The sequence below is a fragment of the Neisseria sp. P0016.S008 genome, assembly GCF_051957775.1.
GTDB classification, from domain to species: domain Bacteria; phylum Pseudomonadota; class Gammaproteobacteria; order Burkholderiales; family Neisseriaceae; genus Neisseria; species Neisseria flavescens_B.
Window position 1 is genome coordinate 181,430 of sequence record NZ_JBQCWB010000003.1, and the last position, 19,106, is coordinate 200,535.

21 protein-coding genes are annotated in these 19,106 nt (G+C 52.8%); 10 read left to right on the forward strand and 11 right to left on the reverse strand.

What is annotated here, in order from left to right:
• Positions 1 to 92: 92 nt before the first annotated feature.
• The 3 genes from tsaB to ACTHS8_RS05065 are packed head-to-tail and all read left to right on the forward strand — an operon-like array spanning position 93 to position 2,001.
• The gene (gene tsaB, locus ACTHS8_RS05055) at positions 93 to 800 is read left to right on the forward strand and encodes a tRNA (adenosine(37)-N6)-threonylcarbamoyltransferase complex dimerization subunit type 1 TsaB (RefSeq protein ID WP_440373241.1); all 708 of its coding nucleotides are present in this window, start codon (positions 93 to 95) and stop codon (positions 798 to 800) included.
• Positions 797 to 1,240, forward strand: coding sequence for a ribosomal protein S18-alanine N-acetyltransferase (gene rimI / locus ACTHS8_RS05060; RefSeq protein WP_440373157.1), 444 nt, complete (start codon positions 797 to 799; stop codon positions 1,238 to 1,240). The genes tsaB and rimI overlap by 4 nt, the downstream gene beginning before the upstream one ends.
• Positions 1,234 to 2,001 carry a uracil-DNA glycosylase family protein gene (locus tag ACTHS8_RS05065; RefSeq protein ID WP_440373158.1) on the forward strand — a complete coding sequence of 256 codons (768 nt, stop codon included), beginning with the start codon at positions 1,234 to 1,236 and terminating at the stop codon, positions 1,999 to 2,001. The genes rimI and ACTHS8_RS05065 overlap by 7 nt, the downstream gene beginning before the upstream one ends.
• Before the next feature lie 71 nt (positions 2,002 to 2,072).
• Here ACTHS8_RS05065 and ACTHS8_RS05070 read toward each other — a convergent pair whose 3' ends face one another.
• From ACTHS8_RS05070 to ACTHS8_RS05095, 6 genes are all read right to left on the reverse strand, one after another.
• Positions 2,073 to 2,861 (reverse strand): thiazole synthase, encoded by a 789-nt coding sequence (locus tag ACTHS8_RS05070; RefSeq protein ID WP_440373159.1) that lies wholly within the window; start codon positions 2,859 to 2,861, stop codon positions 2,073 to 2,075.
• Positions 2,862 to 2,915: 54 nt separating this feature from the next.
• Positions 2,916 to 3,209, reverse strand: coding sequence for a YciI family protein (locus ACTHS8_RS05075; protein ID WP_440373160.1), 294 nt, complete (start codon positions 3,207 to 3,209; stop codon positions 2,916 to 2,918).
• A gap of 58 nt (positions 3,210 to 3,267) precedes the next feature.
• Entirely contained in the window at positions 3,268 to 3,462 is a 195-nt protein-coding gene (thiS, locus tag ACTHS8_RS05080; protein ID WP_440373161.1) for a sulfur carrier protein ThiS, read from the reverse strand.
• 42 nt (positions 3,463 to 3,504) lie between these two features.
• Positions 3,505 to 4,122, reverse strand: coding sequence for a thiamine phosphate synthase (thiE, locus tag ACTHS8_RS05085; protein WP_440373162.1), 618 nt, complete (start codon positions 4,120 to 4,122; stop codon positions 3,505 to 3,507).
• Positions 4,123 to 4,268: 146 nt separating this feature from the next.
• A complete protein-coding gene (gene mgtE, locus ACTHS8_RS05090) occupies positions 4,269 to 5,741 on the reverse strand; it encodes a magnesium transporter (protein WP_440373163.1) in 1,473 nt (490 codons plus the stop codon).
• A gap of 242 nt (positions 5,742 to 5,983) precedes the next feature.
• On the reverse strand, positions 5,984 to 6,877 hold the full coding sequence (locus ACTHS8_RS05095; RefSeq protein WP_440373164.1) for a LysR family transcriptional regulator: 894 nt from the start codon (positions 6,875 to 6,877) through the stop codon (positions 5,984 to 5,986).
• Between the two features lie 14 nt (positions 6,878 to 6,891).
• On the opposite strand from ACTHS8_RS05095, the gene ACTHS8_RS05100 reads away from it, so the two are divergent.
• Positions 6,892 to 7,365 carry a CidA/LrgA family protein gene (locus ACTHS8_RS05100; protein ID WP_314592665.1) on the forward strand — a complete coding sequence of 158 codons (474 nt, stop codon included), beginning with the start codon at positions 6,892 to 6,894 and terminating at the stop codon, positions 7,363 to 7,365.
• 15 nt (positions 7,366 to 7,380) lie between these two features.
• Positions 7,381 to 8,076 carry an LrgB family protein gene (locus ACTHS8_RS05105; protein WP_440373165.1) on the forward strand — a complete coding sequence of 232 codons (696 nt, stop codon included), beginning with the start codon at positions 7,381 to 7,383 and terminating at the stop codon, positions 8,074 to 8,076.
• Positions 8,077 to 8,156: 80 nt separating this feature from the next.
• Here ACTHS8_RS05105 and ACTHS8_RS05110 read toward each other — a convergent pair whose 3' ends face one another.
• The 3 genes from ACTHS8_RS05110 to ACTHS8_RS05120 all read right to left on the reverse strand — a co-directional run bounded on the left by ACTHS8_RS05110 (position 8,157) and on the right by ACTHS8_RS05120 (position 10,548).
• The gene (locus ACTHS8_RS05110) at positions 8,157 to 8,612 is read right to left on the reverse strand and encodes a hypothetical protein (RefSeq protein WP_440373166.1); all 456 of its coding nucleotides are present in this window, start codon (positions 8,610 to 8,612) and stop codon (positions 8,157 to 8,159) included.
• A gap of 308 nt (positions 8,613 to 8,920) precedes the next feature.
• Entirely contained in the window at positions 8,921 to 9,013 is a 93-nt protein-coding gene (locus ACTHS8_RS05115; RefSeq protein ID WP_036472778.1) for a methionine/alanine import family NSS transporter small subunit, read from the reverse strand.
• Positions 9,013 to 10,548, reverse strand: a complete 1,536-nt coding sequence (locus ACTHS8_RS05120) for a sodium-dependent transporter (RefSeq protein ID WP_440373167.1) — start codon at positions 10,546 to 10,548, stop codon at positions 9,013 to 9,015. The genes ACTHS8_RS05115 and ACTHS8_RS05120 overlap by 1 nt, the downstream gene beginning before the upstream one ends.
• A 779-nt stretch (positions 10,549 to 11,327) precedes the next feature.
• On the opposite strand from ACTHS8_RS05120, the gene gap reads away from it, so the two are divergent.
• Together gap and uvrD are read left to right on the forward strand one after the other, a co-directional pair.
• On the forward strand, positions 11,328 to 12,356 hold the full coding sequence (gene gap, locus ACTHS8_RS05125; protein WP_440373168.1) for a type I glyceraldehyde-3-phosphate dehydrogenase: 1,029 nt from the start codon (positions 11,328 to 11,330) through the stop codon (positions 12,354 to 12,356).
• A gap of 100 nt (positions 12,357 to 12,456) precedes the next feature.
• Positions 12,457 to 14,664 (forward strand): DNA helicase II, encoded by a 2,208-nt coding sequence (uvrD, locus tag ACTHS8_RS05130; protein WP_440373169.1) that lies wholly within the window; start codon positions 12,457 to 12,459, stop codon positions 14,662 to 14,664.
• A 255-nt stretch (positions 14,665 to 14,919) separates the two neighbouring features.
• Here uvrD and ACTHS8_RS05135 read toward each other — a convergent pair whose 3' ends face one another.
• Entirely contained in the window at positions 14,920 to 15,396 is a 477-nt protein-coding gene (locus tag ACTHS8_RS05135) for a hypothetical protein (protein WP_063068390.1), read from the reverse strand.
• Entirely contained in the window at positions 15,393 to 15,644 is a 252-nt protein-coding gene (locus tag ACTHS8_RS05140; protein WP_004518984.1) for a helix-turn-helix domain-containing protein, read from the reverse strand. The genes ACTHS8_RS05135 and ACTHS8_RS05140 overlap by 4 nt, the downstream gene beginning before the upstream one ends.
• A 67-nt stretch (positions 15,645 to 15,711) precedes the next feature.
• Here ACTHS8_RS05140 and dndC point away from each other — a divergent pair, with 67 nt between their 5' ends.
• The 3 genes from dndC to ACTHS8_RS05155 are packed head-to-tail and all read left to right on the forward strand — an operon-like array spanning position 15,712 to position 19,098.
• Positions 15,712 to 16,824: a DNA phosphorothioation system sulfurtransferase DndC gene (gene dndC / locus ACTHS8_RS05145; protein WP_004518985.1), complete on the forward strand. Its 1,113-nt coding sequence runs from the start codon at positions 15,712 to 15,714 to the stop codon at positions 16,822 to 16,824.
• On the forward strand, positions 16,821 to 17,045 hold the full coding sequence (locus ACTHS8_RS05150) for a DNA modification system-associated small protein (protein ID WP_004518986.1): 225 nt from the start codon (positions 16,821 to 16,823) through the stop codon (positions 17,043 to 17,045). The genes dndC and ACTHS8_RS05150 overlap by 4 nt, the downstream gene beginning before the upstream one ends.
• Before the next feature lies 1 nt (position 17,046).
• Entirely contained in the window at positions 17,047 to 19,098 is a 2,052-nt protein-coding gene (locus tag ACTHS8_RS05155) for an AAA family ATPase (RefSeq protein WP_004518987.1), read from the forward strand.
• Positions 19,099 to 19,106 lie beyond the last annotated feature (8 nt).

Below are 19,106 nucleotides of genomic sequence, written 5' to 3' on the forward strand. Positions count from 1 at the left end.
CCTTGGTTCACTTATCGAACAGCTTTGCGGTAAACGGCGTTTTTACCCAAGCGCCGCCCGAGTGCTTTGTTCCCCCTCGCCGTTCCACTATAATGGCAACCCATATCCTTCTAAAAAATAACACCATGCCAACCGACAACCGCCCGACTCTCGCCATCGACACCAGCACATCCTTTCTGTCCATCGCATTGGAACATCAAGGCGAAGTCCGCCTGTTTCATGAAAACGTCGGCACCAAGCAATCCGAACAAATCCTGCCGCAAATCGAACGCCTCTTTAAAGAAGCGGGCATCACGGCCGCCGATTTGGGCTGCATCGTCTATGCACAAGGCCCCGGCGCATTTACCGGCCTGCGTATCGGCGCGGCGGTTGCACAAGGTTTGGCCACGCCGTTTGACACGCCCATGATCGGCATTCCCTGCCTCGATGCCGCCGCTTCGCTGCTGCCGCCATCAAGCTGTGTACTGGCGGCCACCGATGCACGTATGGGTGAAGTGTTCTACGCATGGTTTGATACGCAAAACCACATCCGCTTGAGCGATTACACGGTTGGCAAAGCCGCCGCCATTACCGCTCCCGAAGGCAAAACACCTAGCGGCGGCATCGGCAATGCCTTTACCCTCGCCGACAAACCGCCTTTTGACGGTCAGGCCGATATGCCGACCGCCGCCGATTATCTCAGACTTGCCCGCAGCGGCCGCTATGTTGCCACCGATGCGGCACACGCCGAGCTGCTCTACGTCCGCAACAAAATTGCCCTGACCGCGCAAGAGCAAGCCCAACAAAAGGCCAAACCGTGAACCTGCGCCCAGCCTTACTTGCCGACTGCCCCACCCTTGCCGCCATCGACGCACAAGGCAATCCTTCGTCGTGGACGGCGCAGCAGTTTGAATCGGCGGTTCAACACCATCCCGACAGCGTTTGGCTCAGCCAGACCGACCACCAAATTACCGGCTTTATCGTGTGGCAAACCGTATTTGACGAATCCGAGCTGCACCTGATTGCCGTCGCGTCCGACTACCGCCGCCAAGGCATTGCGTCCGCTCTGTTGCAACACTGGCAAAACGCAGTGCAACAACAAGGCGCAACCCGATTGCTGCTCGAAGTCCGTGCAAGCAATGAAACCGCGCAACAGCTCTACCGCAAACACGGCTTCCAAACCTGCGGCCGCCGCAAAAACTACTACGCCCTGCCCGACGGCGGCAGCGAAGATGCCGTATTGATGGAGAAATCATGTTAAGCAGCCGCTATCTGCACCTGCACGAAGCCTTGGGCTTGGGCCCGATGTGGCTGAACCGAAACGCCAAAATCATCCATGCTGCGCCTCAAGCCGCAGCATCAGCCGCGCCCGTCCGCCCCAAAACCATTGCTGCCGATACCGCGCAAGCCGTGCGTACTTTATCCGCAGGTGCCCATCAGGCACGCACCGCCGCCATTGCCACTGCGCAAACGGCCAAACCGGCTGTCCGCGTTCCCGAAGCGGCACCCAAAGCCATGGCCGAAACACCGGCAAAAACAGAAAAAGCCGTGCATTCAGACAATCTTCCCCGCCTTGACGTAACCATCAGGCCGTCTGAAATCATGGTGGTCAGCATTTGTCCGTCCACCGAAGACAGCCTGCACGGCACGCTCTTTAGCGGCGACGTCGGCACGCTTCTCGACAACATTCTCGCCGCCATCGGCCTCAAGCCTGAGCAGGCGCACAAAACCGCATGGGTCAAAACCGCGCCCGTGTTCACCGCCCTCCCCGATGCCGAACACATCCGCTCCGAGCTTGCCGAAATGCAAAACGAGCTGACCGCTTCGCAAGCACGCGCAGTCTTGTTTCTCGGCAAAATCTTCGACAGCCCCGACATGATCGGACTGATGAACGAATTGTGCGCAGAGCGGCCGCATTTCATCATTCCCCACCCCGCCCGCCTGCTGATGCAGCCGCAACTTAAAGCGCAAGCATGGCAAATCTTAAAGCCATTGAAACAGCTTTTGGCCAAGGCCGTCTGAACATTCTGTTTAACCTGAAATCAGGTTTTCCACCAATAAAAAAGGGCGTGTTCGACACGCCCTAATGTTTTTCAATATTCCGCCGAATGCCAGAAAGGCTGACCCACCGTCGGCGTACTGGCGCGCGCTTTCTCACGCGCTTCCACAGGTTCCGCCTCATATGCCAGACGGCCCGACTCGACCGCAAGCGCAAAAGCGCGTGCCATATTGACCGGATCGCCGCTGCGGGAAACGGCGGTATTCAACAACACACCGTCAAAGCCCCATTCCATCACTTGCGCCGCCTGCGAAGGCAAACCCAAACCGGCATCAATAATCAACGGCGTGTCGGGCAGGCGTTCGCGCAGGACTTTCAACGCATAAGCATGAACCACGCCCAAACCCGTGCCAATCGGCGCCGCCCACGGCATCAACGCCTGACAGCCTGTGTCGAGCAGGCGGCGGCAGGCAATCAGGTCTTCAGTGCAATAAGGCAGCACTTTGAAGCCGTCTTTAATCAGGATTTCCGCCGCTTCGACAAGCTGAAACACGTCCGGCTGCAACGTGTCATCATCGCCGATAAGTTCGAGCTTGATCCAGTCGGTATCAAACACTTCGCGCGCCATTTGCGCAGTAGTCACGGCTTCCTGCACACTTTGGCAACCTGCGGTATTGGGCAACACAGGCACACCCATTTCTTCCAATAACGACCAAAAACCCTGCCCGTGCGCTTCGCCGCCGCTACCGGCACGGCGCAATGAAACGGTAATCATCGCCGGTCGCGCGATTTGGACAGACTGCTTGAGGATTTCCGGCGTCGGATAAGCAGCCGTACCGAGCAGCAGCCGTGAAGGGAAAGTTTCTCCGTATAGGGTAAACATGATGGATTCCTTTGTAATATTATTTTTGGGACAATAGCCTTCTGAAAAATCGGTTTAGATAGTTTCCAAATAGTTTTCAAGTCCTTCGGCGACCTTGGTCGGAATAAACTCGGTAATTGTGTATTTCGCCACGCCTTCTCGGTGAAACGGGTCTTCTGCAATTAACTTTTCCACCTGTTCCCTGCCTGATGCTTTCATCAGGATAACGCCGCCTGTCCGCGGCTGTTTGCGTCCAGACATCACAAATACACCTGCTTGATAATACTGTTCGAGATACGCAATATGCTCGGACAGGTAGGTTTCAACCGCAGCCAAGTCTTTCATATATTCCAACGATACGATAAACATTTCTCTTCCTTTTCTCAGCATTAAACCAATAGCGCAGATATACGCACAGTAAAACCGCTTATCCGCCGACTACGGGGCGCACAATGTCCACTTTATCGTTTTCGTTTAAAACCGTTTCCGCATACGCGCCTTTGGCGACAAACTGGGTATTGACGGCAACAGCAAACGGTTTTTGCGGCTCAGTTTGGGTGATAAGGTCGGCAACGGTTGTGCCGTTTAATGTGATGGTTTCATTGTTCAATATAATCTTCATAATGTTTGCTTCTCTTGTCGGGCTTCTTATTTTCAGACGGCCTTATTGATCCCACAAAGCCTGAAACGCTTTAACCACCGCTTCGGGATTTTCCGCTTCGGTCACGGCGCGGACGACGGCGAGTGAGGAAACGCCGGTTGCCAGCACATCTTCGGCATTGTTCAAATCGATGCCACCAATGGCAACGACGGGCGTGCCGCGTGCCTGTCTGACGTATTCACGCAGTTTGTCCAAACCTTGCGGGGCGGTCGGCATTTGTTTGGTCGTGGTCGGGAAAATCGCGCCGCTGGCGACATAGCTGGGGTGTACGGATAGGGCGCGGTCGAGTTCGGCAACAGAGTGCGTACTCAAGCCCAAGCGCAAACCGGCGGCTTCAATCGCGGCAAGGTCGGCGGTGTCCATGTCTTCCTGTCCGAGATGTACGCCATATGCACCCGCTTCTATTGCCTCGCGCCAGTGGTCGTTGATAAAAAGCTGGGTTGTGCTGTTTTGACAGGCGGCGACGCAACGTTCGATTTCACGTTTCAATTCGTCGCCATGCAAGGTTTTGCAACGCAGTTGCACTGTGTCGGCACCTGCTTTGACCATGCGCTCGACCCAGTCGGCGGTGGGAACGACGGCGTAAAATTTCAGGGGGGATTTGAGTGGCGGGAAATTCATGGCGGCTCCGAATCGGACAAATTGTTGTCATGTTATCAGAAAGGCCGTCTGAACAATATTTGTTTTCAGACGGCCTTATCAAATGGTTTTAAACAATCAAGAAGGATGTTACAAACCCACCCTTTTGCTGATTGGGATAAAGGTTGTTACAACAAAAACAATGTGGCCAATCCCAAGAAAATCAGGAAGCCGCCGGAGTCGGTAACTGCGGTAATCAGCACCGAGCTGCCCAATGCGGGGTCGCGTCCGGCTTTTTCCATAATGACGGGAATGAGGACGCCGACGGTTGCGGCAAGCAAAAGGTTCAAGGTCATTGCGGCCACCATGACCAAACCGATGCCGATGTTGCCGTAGAGCAGCCATGAAATCACGCCCATTACCGTACCCCAAATAATGCCGTTGACGAGGGCGACGCCGACTTCTTTTTTCAACAGACGGCCTGCCTGCGTGCTGGTCATTTGTCCCATCGCCATGGCGCGGACGATCATAGTGATGGTTTGGTTGCCGGAGTTGCCGCCGATGCCGGCGACGATGGGCATCAGCGCAGCCAGTGCGACGATTTTCTCGATACTGCCTTCAAATGCGCCAATCACGCGGCTGGCGATAAAGGCGGTACACAGGTTGATGGCGAGCCACATCCAGCGGTTTTTCACCGAGTCCCAAATCGGGGCGAACAAGTCCTCTTCTTCTTGCAAACCGGCCATGTTAAACATGTCGGCTTCGGATTCTTCACGGATCACGTCCACCATTTCGTCAATGGTGATCCTGCCGATCAACTTTTTGTTTTCATCGACAACCGGCGCGGTTACCAAGTCATAACGTTCAAACGCCTGCGCCGCTTCTTCCACGTCGTCTTCGGGACGGAAGCGCACGACATCGGTGGCCATCACGTCCGCCACCATGTCTTCGGGGTCGGCGACCAAGAGTTTGCGGATGGGCAGAACGCCTTGCAACACGTCGTTTTCATCGACCACGAAAATCTTGTCGGTATGGTCGGGCAGGCTGTCGAAACGGCGCAAGTAGCGCAATACGACTTCACACGCCACATCGGCGCGGATGCTGACCAATTCAAAGTCCATAATCGCGCCGACTTGGTTGTCTTCGTAAGACATCGCCGCTTTGACCTGCTCGCGTTCTTCTTCATCACGCGTTTGCAGCGCTTCGTACACCACTTGGTGCGGCAAGTCGTCTGCCAGTTCTGCCAATTCGTCTGCGTCCAAATCATCGACGGCGGCCAACAGCTCGTCTTTGTCCATGGACTCGATCAGCGTTTCGCGTACGGCGTCGGATACTTCCAGCAAGACTTCGCCGTCGTCTTCCGGGGCAACCAAAAGCCAGACGATGTTACGCTCGCGCGGCGGCAGGGATTCCAAGACGGCGGCCACGTCGGCAGGGTGCAGCTCGGCCAAGAGGACGGTCAGCTCGGTGAACTTGTCGCGCAGGCTTTCGTCTTCAATCGGCACGCCTGCTTCGATTTGTTCGAAGGACGGCTCGAGGATTTCGCATAAGGCGTGGATGCGGTCGATATCGTCAGAGATGCGATCGTCAGAAATGCTGTCTTCCACCGCATCATTGTCGGGGGTATGGTCGAGATTCGGAGGGGTTTGTTCGATGCTCATAAATGCTCCGCCCGCCGGACGCGGGGAGGCATTTCGGCGGGATGATTATTGTTGTTGTGTGTCTGATGGGAAGTTCAAAGGCGAACTGGGAAGGTCCATAATTCGAGCCTGCTGAGAGGCGCAGAGTTGTAAACGGTGCATATTCTACTCTTTTTTAGGCCGTTTTACCATTTTTAACGAGGAAGGCCGTCTGAAATCGGGTGATATCGATCCCTTTTTTCAGACGGCCTGATGATTTGATTTTATTTGTTTCTCCTGCCAAACGCTTCTCTGACCACATTCAACCAAGCCCTTAAGGCCGGCGTCGGGCGTTGGTGTTTTTTCCATGCCATGGTGAGCTGCCAGCGGATTTCGGGTTCGACCAAAGGAATGGCGGCAAAGACATCGGGATTGATTTTTCGGGCATAGTATTCGGGCAGTAGGGCAATGCCCATATTGTGCGCCACCATGTCGGCAACCAAATTCCATTGCCCGGTACGGTAGACAACGTTGGGGGTAAAACCTTGATTGCGGCAGGCCGTCTGAATGGTTTCGTTGAGGGAAAAGCCAGCACCGAAAAGGATAAAGGGCTCGTATTGCAGGCTTTTAAGTGTCAGCGCATCGTGTCTCGCCCGATTTTTCGGCATCAAAACAACCAGCGGATAGTCGCACAAAGTGATACTGTCGAAGTCTTCGTGAACCGGCGCGAGCAGTTGTCCGGCATCGAGTTCGTTGTTACGCAGGGATTGCTCGATGGCGAGCGAACCTTGTTCCAAAAACGACAATTCGATGTCCGGCCATTTTTGGTGGAAATCAAACAGCGCATGACTGAGCAAATCGCTGCCAAACAAGGCCAAACCCAAACGCAGCGTCCCGCTTTTGACATGGCGGTAATCGTCAATGCGGGCAAGTAATAAATCGCGTTCATGCAAAAGGTTTAAAGCGTGGCGATAGACTTCTTCGCCGATTGCGGTCGGCTGCACCTGCCGCTTTTTGCGTCCGTTTTCTTTGCACAAAAGCGGTACGCCCAATTCCTCTTCCAAAGCCTGAATGATTTTGCTGACCGTCGGTTGCGTAACGTTCAACGCGGAAGCAGCGGCAGAAAAACTTTGCAGGCGGATAAGTTCGGCAAAACAATGCAGGTTTTTGAAATCCATTATTCCTCTAAGGCATGATTATTCATTTAATAATTCATATTATGCAGAAACCAGGTTTCTATAATCAAGCCTTTCATTCGACACACACCGGCATCATGGATTCCTTCACCAGATTTTTTCAGACGGCCTTGCAGCTTGCCATCATCGGCGCAGTATGGGGCGTTTCCGAACTCATTGTCCGCTTCACGCATCTGCCTGTTTCTTCAGGCGTATTGGGTCTGTTTCTCATGCTCGCATTGTTAGGCTGCCGCATTATCCGCCCCGGCATGGTCGAACACGGCGCAAAATGGGCATTGGGAGAACTCGTCTTTTTCTTCATCCCCATCATGGTTTCCGTCTTGCAATATCAAGACTTGCTGATGTCCGAAGGTTGGCAGCTGATTTTGACCATCGCCGTCGGTACCGCGCTTGTGATGATCAGCACCGCCCTCACCCTCGACTTCTGCTACCGCTGGAAGCGCCGCCTCTACAAAAAACTCCACTCCTAAAAATAGAGAATAAAAATGGACTACACCGCCCTCGCCTGCTTCATCTGGACTTGTTTCGCCTACGTCGTTGCCAAAAAAATCCACCGCAAAAAACCCTTAATGATTTTCTCCCCCGTCGTTACCGTCTCCGTCAGCACCATCCTTCTGCTGCTGGCATTCGGCATCAGCTACGACACCTACCATCGATACACCCAAGGCATCGTCTTCCTGCTCACTCCGGTTACCGTTGCCTTTGCCGTCCCCATCTATGAAAACCGCGAAGTCATCCGCCGCCAACTGCCTATTTTGTCCATCGCCATTATGGTAGGCATGTTTGTCGGCGTAGTCAGCGCATTCCTCATGAGCCATATGTTCCACTTCAACAACGAAGTGACCAACAGCCTGATGGCGCGCTCCATCTCCACCCCGTTTGCCGTCGTCCTCGCCAGCGAAATCCACGGCTCCGCCTCGCTTGTTTCCCTGTTCACCATCATCACCGGCTTTGTCGGCATGATATTCGGCGACCTGTTTTTAGCCTTCACCCGTATTCGTTTCCGTACCGCCAACGGCGTGGCATTCGGCAATGCCGCCCACGGTTTCGGCACATCGCGCGCCGGACAACGCCACGAAACCGAAGGCGTCATGGCCAGCCTGACCATGATTCTGGCCGGACTGTTTATGGTATTGTTTGGCCCGACCATGGTGCATTTGGTGATTTGGATGATGGGTTAAGCCCTTTCTCCATTCTTGCAGATACATAAAAAGGCCGTCTGAAAAATGACTTTCAGACGGCCTTCAATCTTATAGAAAGGTTACAGTGTAGAAACTGAAGTTTCCGCTAAATCATGAATGGTATCCAAAGCAGATGAAGTAATACCATGACTTGAATAGGTCGCCTTGTCTGTGGAAAGACCGGCAGAAGAATCAAGAGGATCAGCCTCACCAAACGCACGACTCAAAAGTTCATCGCCATTGAAAGCTTTGGATTCCAATATCGGCTTCGCGGCTGGCTGTGCAGGCTCGAAACCTTCCCACTCACGCGGATCAAGGTGGATGATATGATCATCATCATAACTGTCATTAGGCCCTTTTCCTTCTCCTGAAAAAGTACCGTCCCACTCGCGCGGATCGAGACGGAAGACATGCTCATTATGGCCATTATCGGCCCCTATGCCTTTTGAAAAAAAGCCGTTCCACTCACGCGGATCGAGACCGAAAACAAAATCTTTAGAATCAATTTCTGTACCTGGTTGATATACTTTAGCCACGGAACTCTCCTTAAAAATAAACAGTTGCTATACCCAATGCCCCATCAGGTCGATGAGAGCCTTTATTCTAAAACAAAGAAAACGGCAGGCTGAGGCCAAAGGGAACAACGGTTCATTAAAACGACAATCGGACTAAAATCTTTTAAAAACAAATAGATATAATTTAAACATCATAATCAATAATACATAATCAAATATCCGGACTACCCCGCCAATCAGGGAAATCCTTCTGTCCCACCTTCCCCGTCATGTCGCAAAAAGGCCGTCTGAAATTTAAGTTTCAGACGGCCCTTTCATTTACTCAAACCTTATTCTTTAGGCAGGCGCAGGACGGAGACGATGAATCCGCCCCAAATGACGATCAATGCGACAAGCATCATAATAATGGCTGAAGTACTCATTATTCGTCTCCTTCACGTTCGTGTTCATGTTCGTCTTTGACATTGAAGTTCTGACCATGTTTCCATGGCAAGAACGACAGCAGGATAGACAATACCAAGAGAGCGCCCACCATGCCCCAACCGAAGATATTGAGGAAGCTGTCAGGATAGCCGCTGTAATTCTCTTTTAAGAGGCCGGCGGTATCTTGATAAAGCATATAGCCGAGCATAGCAACGGTAACCACCACGCTGGCGGTCCACACTTTGCCGACACGGATGGAAGACAGCGCGTTCAAGTGGTTGCGCAGTTCCGGCAGCTTGTGCAACAGGACAATCGCCAAAACATAAACAAAACCGGAAGCCACAATGCCGTAAGTATTGATGAATTTGTCCAATACGTCCAACACAGGCAGGCCGGTGGTCGTACCGAACAGCAAGGTGGAAATAATCGCCATTGGCACGCCTGCAATCAGCGTCGCGCTGACACGGCCGAGATTCATTTTGTCTTGAATCGCGGCCACAATCACTTCAACGATGGAAATCATGGAAGTGACACCGGCAAACACCAGCGAGCCGAAGAACAACACGCCGATCAACGCGCCCATCGGCGCTTGGTTGATGATGGTCGGGAACGCGATAAACGCCAAACCAATACCGCTGGATGCCACTTCGCTGACTTCTTTGCCTGCGGCTTGAGCCATAAAGCCCAATGCTGCGAATACGCCGATACCGGCGAGCAACTCAAAGCTACTGTTGGCAAAGCCGACAACCAAGCCTGTGCCGCCCAAGTCGGTTTTTTTCTTCAGGTAAGAAGAATAAGTAATCATGATGCCGAAGCAGATGGAGAGCGAGAAGAAGATCTGGCCATATGCGGCTACCCAGACTTTCGGATCGGACAATCGGCTCCAGTCAGGCGTAAACAAAGCGTCCAAACCTTTTGCCGCGCCCGGCAGAGTCAGGGCGATGCCCACCATGATGACAAACATCACCACCAACAAAGGCATGAAGAATGTGGACGCACCGGCTACGCCTTTTTGTACGCCCAAAGCCATAATCGCCAGCGTAAACACCCAGACGGCAATCAGCGGGCCGGCAACTTTACCGACAAAATCCAAGCCCAAGTCTTTGGCATCGGCCATTTGCAGGAAGTCTTTAAAGAAGAAGGTCTGCGGATCCGTACCCCATGCCGAAGTCAAAGAATAATAAGCATAGCTTGCCGCCCAACCGACAATCACGGCGTAGTAGATACAGATGATGACGTTGGTCAGGAAGTTCCACCAACCCATCGGCTCAAACAAACGGCCGAGGCGGCGGAAGGCCAAAGGTGGCGAACCGCGGTAACGGTGGCCGATGGCGTAGTCGAGCAGCAACAGCGGAATACCTGCCGTCAGCAGCGCAACCAAGTAAGGGAGGACGAAAGCACCGCCGCCGTTGTCGAAAGCGATGTAAGGGAATCGCCAAATGTTGCCTAAACCCACGGCCGAGCCGATGGCAGCAAACATAAAGGCGCGGCGACTGCTAAACGTCGCGCGTTCGCTGGATTGAGAATTTGACACGATGAACCTCTTAAAAATCGAGTGTCGCCAAGGCCGTTCAGCCTTGCGCGTATATATTTAGGAATCAGGCCGGACAAGCCGGTCGGTTAAAGTAGATATTCGGACAAGGATAATATCCGATATAGAGAATGCACCGCTTATGGCCATGCAAACATAATCTGACCTTATCGTAAAAAAATTTAACACTGTTGGCAAGTCAGTATTGAATTTAAATCACAGCAAAATCTTCATACACTACGACTAAAAACTTCATACACTTATTTATATAACACCCGAACACAGCCCAATCCCTCCCGTTTCCCCCTCCCTTATTCCGACCATTTCCCCTTTGCTAAAAACCGCCTTCCCCTTATCCGGCAAGGAAAATCGGGAATCCAAGGCGTTTAAATTCCATGTCATCAAAAATGTTCAGACGGCCTTTTACTTTTGCTCGATTAAACCCGGGCCGTCTGAAAATTTCACTGTTGCATGTTGTAATCAAGAAACCGTCCTCAAATTCTGTTTAATATAAACAAAAACAATCCGCCTTTTTCTACACTCTTCATCACCATTATTTAAAATAAGCATAAAATATCAAAAATAAAATGAATAAAAAAATAAAATGACAAAAAAACCCAAAATAAAATTAATTTTAAACCCGTACTTCTACTCTAATCATCCACAATCAAAAATAATCGAATCAAAAAATTTCAATAAAACATTAATTACACAGCACTACATTTTTGCTATAATTGCCGCCATTCAATCCACAACCCAAACCCAAAAGAAGAGGAAAAGCCATGGGTATCAAAGTTGCCATCAACGGTTACGGCCGCATCGGCCGCCAAGTAGTGCGCGCTATTTTCGACTACAAACTGCAAGACCAACTCGACATCGTTGCCATCAACGCCAGCGGAAGCATCGAGACCAACGCTCACCTGACCAAATTTGACACTGTTCACGGCCGCTTTGACGCCGATGTTTCCCATGATGAAAAACACCTCATCATCAACGGTAAAAAAATCCCTTACTTCTCCACCCGCAATCCTGCCGAATTGCCATGGGGCGAATTGGGCGTTGACCTGGTCATGGAATGTACCGGCGCGTTCACCAGCAAAGAGAAAGCCAAAATCCACTTGGAAAGCGGCGCGAAAAAAGTACTGATTTCCGCTCCCGGCGGCGATGACGTTGACGCAACCATCGTTTACGGCGTAAACGACGACGTGATTACCGGCGACATGACCGTTATCTCCAACGCGTCTTGTACCACCAACTGCCTGGCGCCTGTAGCCAAAGTGTTGAACGAAAACATCGGCATCGTAAACGGCGTGATGACCACCATCCACGCACTGACCAACGACCAAACCGTCACCGACGTACGCCACAAAGACCTGCGCCGTGCGCGTAGCGGCGTGGAAAACATGATTCCGACCAAAACCGGCGCGGCAAAAGCCGTCGGCTTGGTATTGCCTGCCCTGAAAGGCAAACTCGACGGCCTCGCCATCCGCGTACCGACCGTCAACGTTTCCCTGGTTGACCTGAGCTTCCAAGCAAGCCGCGAGACTTCTGTCGAAGAAATCAACGCGCTGATGAAAGCCGCTTCCGAAGAAGGCCGTCTGAAAGGCGTTTTGGGTTACAACATCCTGCCGCTGGTTTCTATGGACTTCAACCACACCACCCAAGCCAGCACATTCGACTCTACGCTGACCAAAGTAACCGAAGGCAAAATGGTTAAAGTGTTCGCATGGTACGACAACGAGTGGGGCTTCAGCTGCCAAATGCTGAACACCGCGCGCCGTATGTTCGGTTTGGAAGTACGTCCGTTCTAATCGGCTTCCAACGCAAAGGCCGTCTGAAACATCTTTTCAGACGGCCTTTTGTATTTCCTTTAAAATATCGCATTCCCATTTATTTTCAGACGGCCTTTTCATGTTTCCCAACAAATCCGCCCCCAATCTGCTTCAAGGCTTGAACCCCGAACAACTCTCCGCCGTAACCTGGCCGCCGCAATCCGCCCTTGTGCTGGCGGGCGCGGGCAGCGGCAAAACGCGCGTGCTGACCACGCGCATCGCATGGCTTTTGCAAAGCGGACAAGCCAGCGTACACAGCATTATGGCGGTAACGTTTACCAACAAAGCCGCCAAAGAGATGCAAACCCGACTCGGCGCGATGATTCCCGTCAACGTCCGCGCCATGTGGCTCGGCACGTTCCACGGCCTCTGCCACCGCTTTCTACGGCTGCACCACCGCGACGCAGGCCTGCCGTCTTCCTTTCAAATCCTCGACAGTGGCGACCAGCTTTCCCTCATCAAACGCCTGCTCAAAAGCCTCAACATCGCCGAAGAAATCATCGCTCCGCGTTCACTGCAAGGCTTTATCAACGCGCAAAAAGAATCCGGCTTGCGCGCTTCCGTATTGAGCGCACCCGATCCGCACACGCGCCGCATGATTGAGTGCTACGCCGAATACGACAAAATCTGCCAACGCGAAGGCGTGGTCGATTTTGCCGAGCTTATGCTCCGCAGCTACGAAATGCTGCAAAACAACGAAATCCTGCGCCAACACTACCAAAACCGCTTCAACCACATTCTGGTTGACGAGTTCCAAGATACCAACAAGCTGCAATACGCCTGGCTGAAACTGATTGCCGGCAACCACGCCGCCGTCTTTGCCGTCGGCGACGACGACCAAAGCATCTACCGTTTCCGCGGCGCAAACGTCGGCAACATGACCGCGCTAATGGAAGAATTCCACATCGACGCGCCCGTCAAACTCGAACAAAACTACCGCTCCGTCGGCAACATCCTCGCCGCCGCTAACGCCGTCATCGAAAACAACGACGAACGCCTCGGTAAAAACCTGCGCACCGACGCCGAAGCAGGCGACAAAATCCGCTACTACTCCGCCTTTACCGACCTCGAAGAAGCCCAATTCATCGTGGACGAAACCAAAGCCCTCGAACGCGAAGGCTGGGATTTGGACGAAATCGCCGTCCTCTACCGCAGCAACGCCCAATCGCGCGTCATCGAACAAAGCCTGTTCCGCAGCGGCATCCCCTACAAAATCTACGGCGGCCTGCGCTTTTACGAACGCCAAGAAATCAAACACGCCCTCGCCTATCTGCGCCTCGCCGTCAATCCCGACGACGACAACGCCCTCTTGCGCGTCATCAACTTCCCACCGCGCGGCATCGGCGCACGTACCATCGAAAACCTTCAGACGGCCTCAAACGAACAAGGCATCACCCTCTGGCAGGCAGCCTGCAATGCCGGCGCAAAAGCCACCAAAATTGCCGCCTTCGTCCGCCTAATTGAAGCCCTGCGCAACCAAGTCGGACAAATGCCCCTGTCCGAAATCATCGTCGGCATCCTCAAAGACAGCGGTCTGACCGAACACTACAAAACCCAAAAAGGCGACAACCAAGACCGCCTCGACAACTTAGACGAACTCGTCAACGCCGCCATCGAGTTCAAACCCGAAGACAGCAACTTTGAAACCCTGCCTGAAAACATTTCAGACGACCCCGCCTTCCCCATCCTCGCTTTCTTGAGCAACGCCGCCCTCGAATCCGGCGAAAACCAAGCAGGCGCAGGCGAAAAAGCCGTCCAACTCATGACCGTCCACGCCTCCAAAGGCTTGGAATTTAACGCCGTCTTCCTCACCGGCATGGAAGAAGGCCGCTTCCCCAGCGAAATGAGCCTTGCCGAACGCGGCGGCCTCGAAGAAGAACGCCGCCTCATGTACGTCGCCATCACTCGCGCCCGCAAACGCCTCTACATCACCATGGCGCAACAACGCATGCTGCACGGACAAACCCAATTCGGCATCGTCTCCCGCTTCGTCGAAGAAATCCCGCCCGAAGTATTGCACTACCTGTCCGTCAAAAAGCCCGTCTACGACAGCTACGGCAACACACACCAAACTACCGTACAACGGGACAAAATCATCGAAGACTTCAAACAGCCGCAAACCTACGCAGGCTTCCGCATCGGCCAAAACGTCCGCCACGCCAAATTCGGCACCGGAGTCATCATCGATGCAGTGGACAAAGGCGAATCCGCCCGACTGACCATCAACTTCGGCAAACAGGGCGTGAAAGAGTTGGACACCAAGTTTGCGAAACTGGAAGAGATGTAGAAGGGAGATGGCAGAGGCCGTCTGAAAACGGGAGGAGCAATTTTGCCGAAACCTCCGCCGTCATTCCCTCGCAGGCGGGAATCCAGAAGTAGAAATGTAGGTTGGATACTCGTATCCAACAAAAACATTGACGCGTCTATCGTTTCCGAAAAAAACGCTGTTGGAAAATGTCGGATTCGAGAATCCGACCTACGGCTGCTGCTTTTGGGGCGATGAAAAAGCAGCCTGCACTTTAAATTTCACTCGTTTCCCTGCTCATAAGATTTCAAACAATTGTGCCAACAGCACATCCTGCAGCACCACCCGCGTTTCGGCCTGCCGAAGCAGCCGTGCGAGTAGTGCATCGATTTCTACGCCCGAAACAGTTTGACGCAGGCTGGATAAAGCCTTCATGCGGTTTTTTTGTTCGAATGCATCTTCCATACCAGGTTTGACACAAAAATACCAAAACGGCTCGGTCCTCATGTGGTAGAGCGGCATGCCGAAATTTTCTTGGTGGTATGCGTTTGCCACCCACCGCTGCCATTGCTGTCTGAATATTGCCTGCCATTCTTCCAAAAGCGTATCCGAAAAATCAATTTTTTCTGTGTGCAGGCTGCCTGATTCATACAGCAGGCATAAACTGTATAGAAGGATGAATTTATGCGGGGCACGGTTGTTTGCTTGTGTAAAACTTGTATGCAGGCTGCGGAATTGTTCCGCATATTTTAATAATGCTGCCAAATCTTTCATACCGCTTCCTTCTGCAAACTTTGCAATACCTCCTCCGGTTGCCAATTCAATGCGCGGCAATAATCAATAAACTCAAAGATATCCAGCCGCCTGTCACCTGTTTCCACTTTTCCTACGAACGAATGCACCACATTCATCCGTTCCGCCAATGCACGCTGCGACAACCCCAAATCCAATCTTCTGCGGATAAGGAGTTGTCGCAAATAGGTGTGTTCGGCAGAGTGTACCGACAAACGAATATTTCTCATGCGCTCCGATTTTAGGTACAATCACGCATGCACCTGTTTTAGGTGCAAATAAGAAATATGTATAAAAATGACCGTAATACCCATACACCCTGCCAACCCGTTCGACGCTATACGCCAAAACATCACTGAAGAATATTTGAGCGAAACACAGAACTACCCTTGGATTGTTACCTTTTCAGGCGGCAAGGACAGCACCCTTGTCGCCCATTTGGTGTTTGACATGCTGCTTTCGCTGCCGCCGATGCTGCGGACGCGGCAGGTGTTCTTCATTTCCAACGACACGCTGGTGGAAAGCCCGTTGGTGGTGAAACACATGCGCCAATCTTTGGCAGAAATCCTGCGCGCCGCCGAAATTTTCAGGCTGCCCGTCAGCGGCGAAATCACCGTGCCGAAATTGCAGGACACGTTTTGGACGCTGCTTATCGGCAAAGGCTACCCCACGCCCAACCGCTCGATGCGCTGGTGTACTGACCGCCTGAAAATCCAACCAACCAGCGGCTACATCCTGCAAAAAGTAAACGAAAACGGCAAAGCCATCATCGTGCTGGGTGTGCGCAAAGACGAATCCGCCACCCGCAAGGCCAGCATAGAAAACCACAAGAACCTGGAAAACAGCAACCTGACCCCGCACGGCGATTTGAAGAACGCGCTGGTGTACCGACCAATTGCCGATTTGAGTACCGACGATGTGTGGGAATTCCTTGCTGCCAACGACCCGCCCTGGGGAGGCACACACAGCGATTTAATCAAGCTCTATCGCGAAGCCGCCGGCGGCGAATGCCCGATTGTGCTGTCGCAGGAAGAAGCCCCCGGCTGCGGCACCAATTCCAGCCGTTTCGGCTGTTGGACGTGTACGGTGGTCAATAAAGATAGAAGCCTGCAAGGATTTGTGGATGCGGGGAAAACCGAATTTGCACCGTTAATTGAATACCGCAACTGGTTGGTGGATATCCGTAACAAACCCGAATACCGCCAGGCCGAACGGCGCAACGGAAAACTCACGTTCAAAGGCGGAAAACACATCCCCGGCCCGTTCACCATCACGGCGCGGCAGGAAATGCTGGCGAAGCTGCTAGACGTGCAGGCTGCTTTCGGCGAAGAACTGATTTCGCAGGACGAAATCGACCTAATCAAGCAGATTTGGACGGAAGATATTTTGAAACAAGGAGACAGACGATGAACCCGGAAACCGAAGCACAAATTGCCGACCTGCTGCTGTGGCGCGACCCTGACGCGCGCCATTTGCTGGAAGCGGCCGCCGAAAAACACAATGTCAAAATGGAAGCGGCGGCAGAACTTCTTGCTTGGGCGCGCCAGGTGCGGCGCAAGGGTGACAAATACGGCGGCATGAAGCAGAAGCTGGACAAAATCTTCGAACAACAGGATTTATGGGGGGAATAAGGTGTATATCAAACGGATAAAACTGAAAAATTTCAAATCCTACGCCGAAGCCGAATTTGAATTTCCCCCACCTGAAAAAGGGCGAAACCTGATTTTGGTCGGGGCGGAAAACGGGCACGGTAAAACCACGCTGCTGGAAGCGATTTACCTGTGCCTGTACGACAAAGACGCGATTGCCAATTTCCAACGCGCCGGACTGGGCGACAGCAAATTCAAATACCATGACTTCATCAGTCAGTCGCTGTACAAGGAAGCCGCCGCCCAAATGGCTAGATCCTACGAGATGGTGTTAGAAATGGATTTGATGAAAACCGGCACGTTCGACGAACAGGGCATCCGCATCGTCCGCAAATGGCATTTCGACCATCACGGCCGTTATCGGGAAGAGTTTAACGAACTGATGCTGTATTCGTCCGACAAAGGCAGCCTGCAACCCATTTCGGGCGAAGAAATCCAAGATTATCTGGAAGATTACGGCCTGCCGTCCGAATATTCCACGTTTTTCTTTTTTGACGGGGAACAGCTGGTCAATATCGCCAAACAGTTCGGCGCAGGCGGCTGGATGAGCAGTGCGCTGAACAAACTTTTGGGCATCGACCTGCTTAAAGTCTTGCAGGCAGACGTGAGGGAATACGGGCAGAAGCTATACAGCGAAAAGGCGGGTGGCAGGCAGAAAGAGCAGCTTTCTGAAGCCGAACGCCGTTTTCAGGCTGCCTCTGAAGAGTTGGCGCGTCATACCGAAACCCTGCAACAGTGGCAGCGGCAGAAGCAGGAAGCCGAAACTCGGCAGGACGACTTGCAGATGCGGTTGCGGGGCGCGGGCAGCACGCAGCATTCCAAAGAGCTGATTGCCCAAATCGAACAGTGCGAAACCGAAACCGCCCAACTGAACCAAAGCATTCAGGCAGCCTTGTTAGCCTTGCCGCTTGCCCTACTGCCTGAAAACGATATTGCCGCCCTGAAAACGCAGCTTCACGGTGATTACCGCCGCCTGCTGCATGAGCAGGGCAAAGAGCAGAACGCGCACCGGTTGGAAGAATTCTGGCAAGCGTTTTCCACCAATCCCAACACGCTGGAACTACTGACGCCGAAAATCCTGAAAGACGAACTGCTCAAACGTGCTCTGAACGAATCATGGAACGTTCTGTTCGATAAACTGCCGCCAGATGCATCTGACCCCATGCAGCATAATTACTTGGACGATGCAGGCTTTCAGGCGGCCTCCGACAACATCGCCCGCATCACATCGCCTGACAACGACCTCGGCAGCCTAAACAAAGAGAAAAACCGTCAGGAAACCAAACTGGCCGAGCTGAAACGCCGCTACGAACAGCAGGAAGACAGCCTTGCCGATTCCGACCGCCTGCGCGAAGAATTGGAGCGCGTTCAGAAAGAGCTGGCCGAAGCCAACCAAAAACTCGGCGGCGCGCAAAACAGCATCGAGCGCAGCCAAACCGAAGCCAACCGCCTGAAAACCGAATGGGAAACCCTGCAACAGGCACTGATAGACAGCCTGCCCAAACAACAAAAGGCCGAGCGCGCCGAAGCCGTATGCCGTCTGATAGACGACTTGGCCGTGCAACTGCGCCGCAGCAAACTGGATGCATTCCGCAAAACCGTAAGCAGCCTGCACAAGAAAATCGCCCATGACAAACAAATCGGCGACATCGAAATCGGCGAAGACGGCAGCCTGTCTCTGTACAGCCAAAACGGCACGGCTATCGACTTCCAGCCGCTTTCGCACGGTGAAAAGAAAATACTGGTGCTGACCCTGATTGCCGCGCTGGCCGAAATTACCGACTACCAGGTCCCCTTCGTGGTCGACACCCCGCTCACATCTTTGGACACGCGCCATTGCGACAACCTGGTGCAATACTGGATGAATCTGAACCGCCAAGTGATTATTCTGGTGCAGAGTGCCGAAATCGGTTCCGAAGCCTATCAAAAGCTCAACGCACAGGGGCGCATCGGCAAAAGCTACCTTATCCGTTCGCAAAGCCTGCAAGGTGGCGGAAAATGCGCCACCGTTACCCCGCACGCCTATTTTGAATAAAGGGAAAC

Excerpts from the sequence above, each read along its gene's own strand:
- thiS (WP_440373161.1), bottom strand. The coding sequence starts at position 3,462 with ATGAAGATTATATTGAACAATGAAACCATCACATTAAACGGCACAACC.
- ACTHS8_RS05070 (WP_440373159.1), bottom strand. The coding sequence starts at position 2,861 with ATGTTTACCCTATACGGAGAAACTTTCCCTTCACGGCTGCTGCTCGGT.
- ACTHS8_RS05075 (WP_440373160.1), bottom strand. The coding sequence starts at position 3,209 with ATGTTTATCGTATCGTTGGAATATATGAAAGACTTGGCTGCGGTTGAA.
- uvrD (WP_440373169.1), top strand. The coding sequence starts at position 12,457 with ATGTTTCCCAACAAATCCGCCCCCAATCTGCTTCAAGGCTTGAACCCC.
- dndC (WP_004518985.1), top strand. The coding sequence starts at position 15,712 with ATGACCGTAATACCCATACACCCTGCCAACCCGTTCGACGCTATACGC.
- mgtE (WP_440373163.1), bottom strand. The coding sequence starts at position 5,741 with ATGAGCATCGAACAAACCCCTCCGAATCTCGACCATACCCCCGACAAT.
- ACTHS8_RS05105 (WP_440373165.1), top strand. The coding sequence starts at position 7,381 with ATGGACTACACCGCCCTCGCCTGCTTCATCTGGACTTGTTTCGCCTAC.
- ACTHS8_RS05100 (WP_314592665.1), top strand. The coding sequence starts at position 6,892 with ATGATTATTCATTTAATAATTCATATTATGCAGAAACCAGGTTTCTAT.
- tsaB (WP_440373241.1), top strand. The coding sequence starts at position 93 with ATGGCAACCCATATCCTTCTAAAAAATAACACCATGCCAACCGACAAC.
- ACTHS8_RS05135 (WP_063068390.1), bottom strand. The coding sequence starts at position 15,396 with ATGAAAGATTTGGCAGCATTATTAAAATATGCGGAACAATTCCGCAGC.
- ACTHS8_RS05115 (WP_036472778.1), bottom strand. The coding sequence starts at position 9,013 with ATGAGTACTTCAGCCATTATTATGATGCTTGTCGCATTGATCGTCATT.
- ACTHS8_RS05140 (WP_004518984.1), bottom strand. The coding sequence starts at position 15,644 with ATGAGAAATATTCGTTTGTCGGTACACTCTGCCGAACACACCTATTTG.
- ACTHS8_RS05150 (WP_004518986.1), top strand. The coding sequence starts at position 16,821 with ATGAACCCGGAAACCGAAGCACAAATTGCCGACCTGCTGCTGTGGCGC.
- ACTHS8_RS05065 (WP_440373158.1), top strand. The coding sequence starts at position 1,234 with ATGTTAAGCAGCCGCTATCTGCACCTGCACGAAGCCTTGGGCTTGGGC.
- gap (WP_440373168.1), top strand. The coding sequence starts at position 11,328 with ATGGGTATCAAAGTTGCCATCAACGGTTACGGCCGCATCGGCCGCCAA.
- thiE (WP_440373162.1), bottom strand. The coding sequence starts at position 4,122 with ATGAATTTCCCGCCACTCAAATCCCCCCTGAAATTTTACGCCGTCGTT.
- ACTHS8_RS05095 (WP_440373164.1), bottom strand. The coding sequence starts at position 6,877 with ATGGATTTCAAAAACCTGCATTGTTTTGCCGAACTTATCCGCCTGCAA.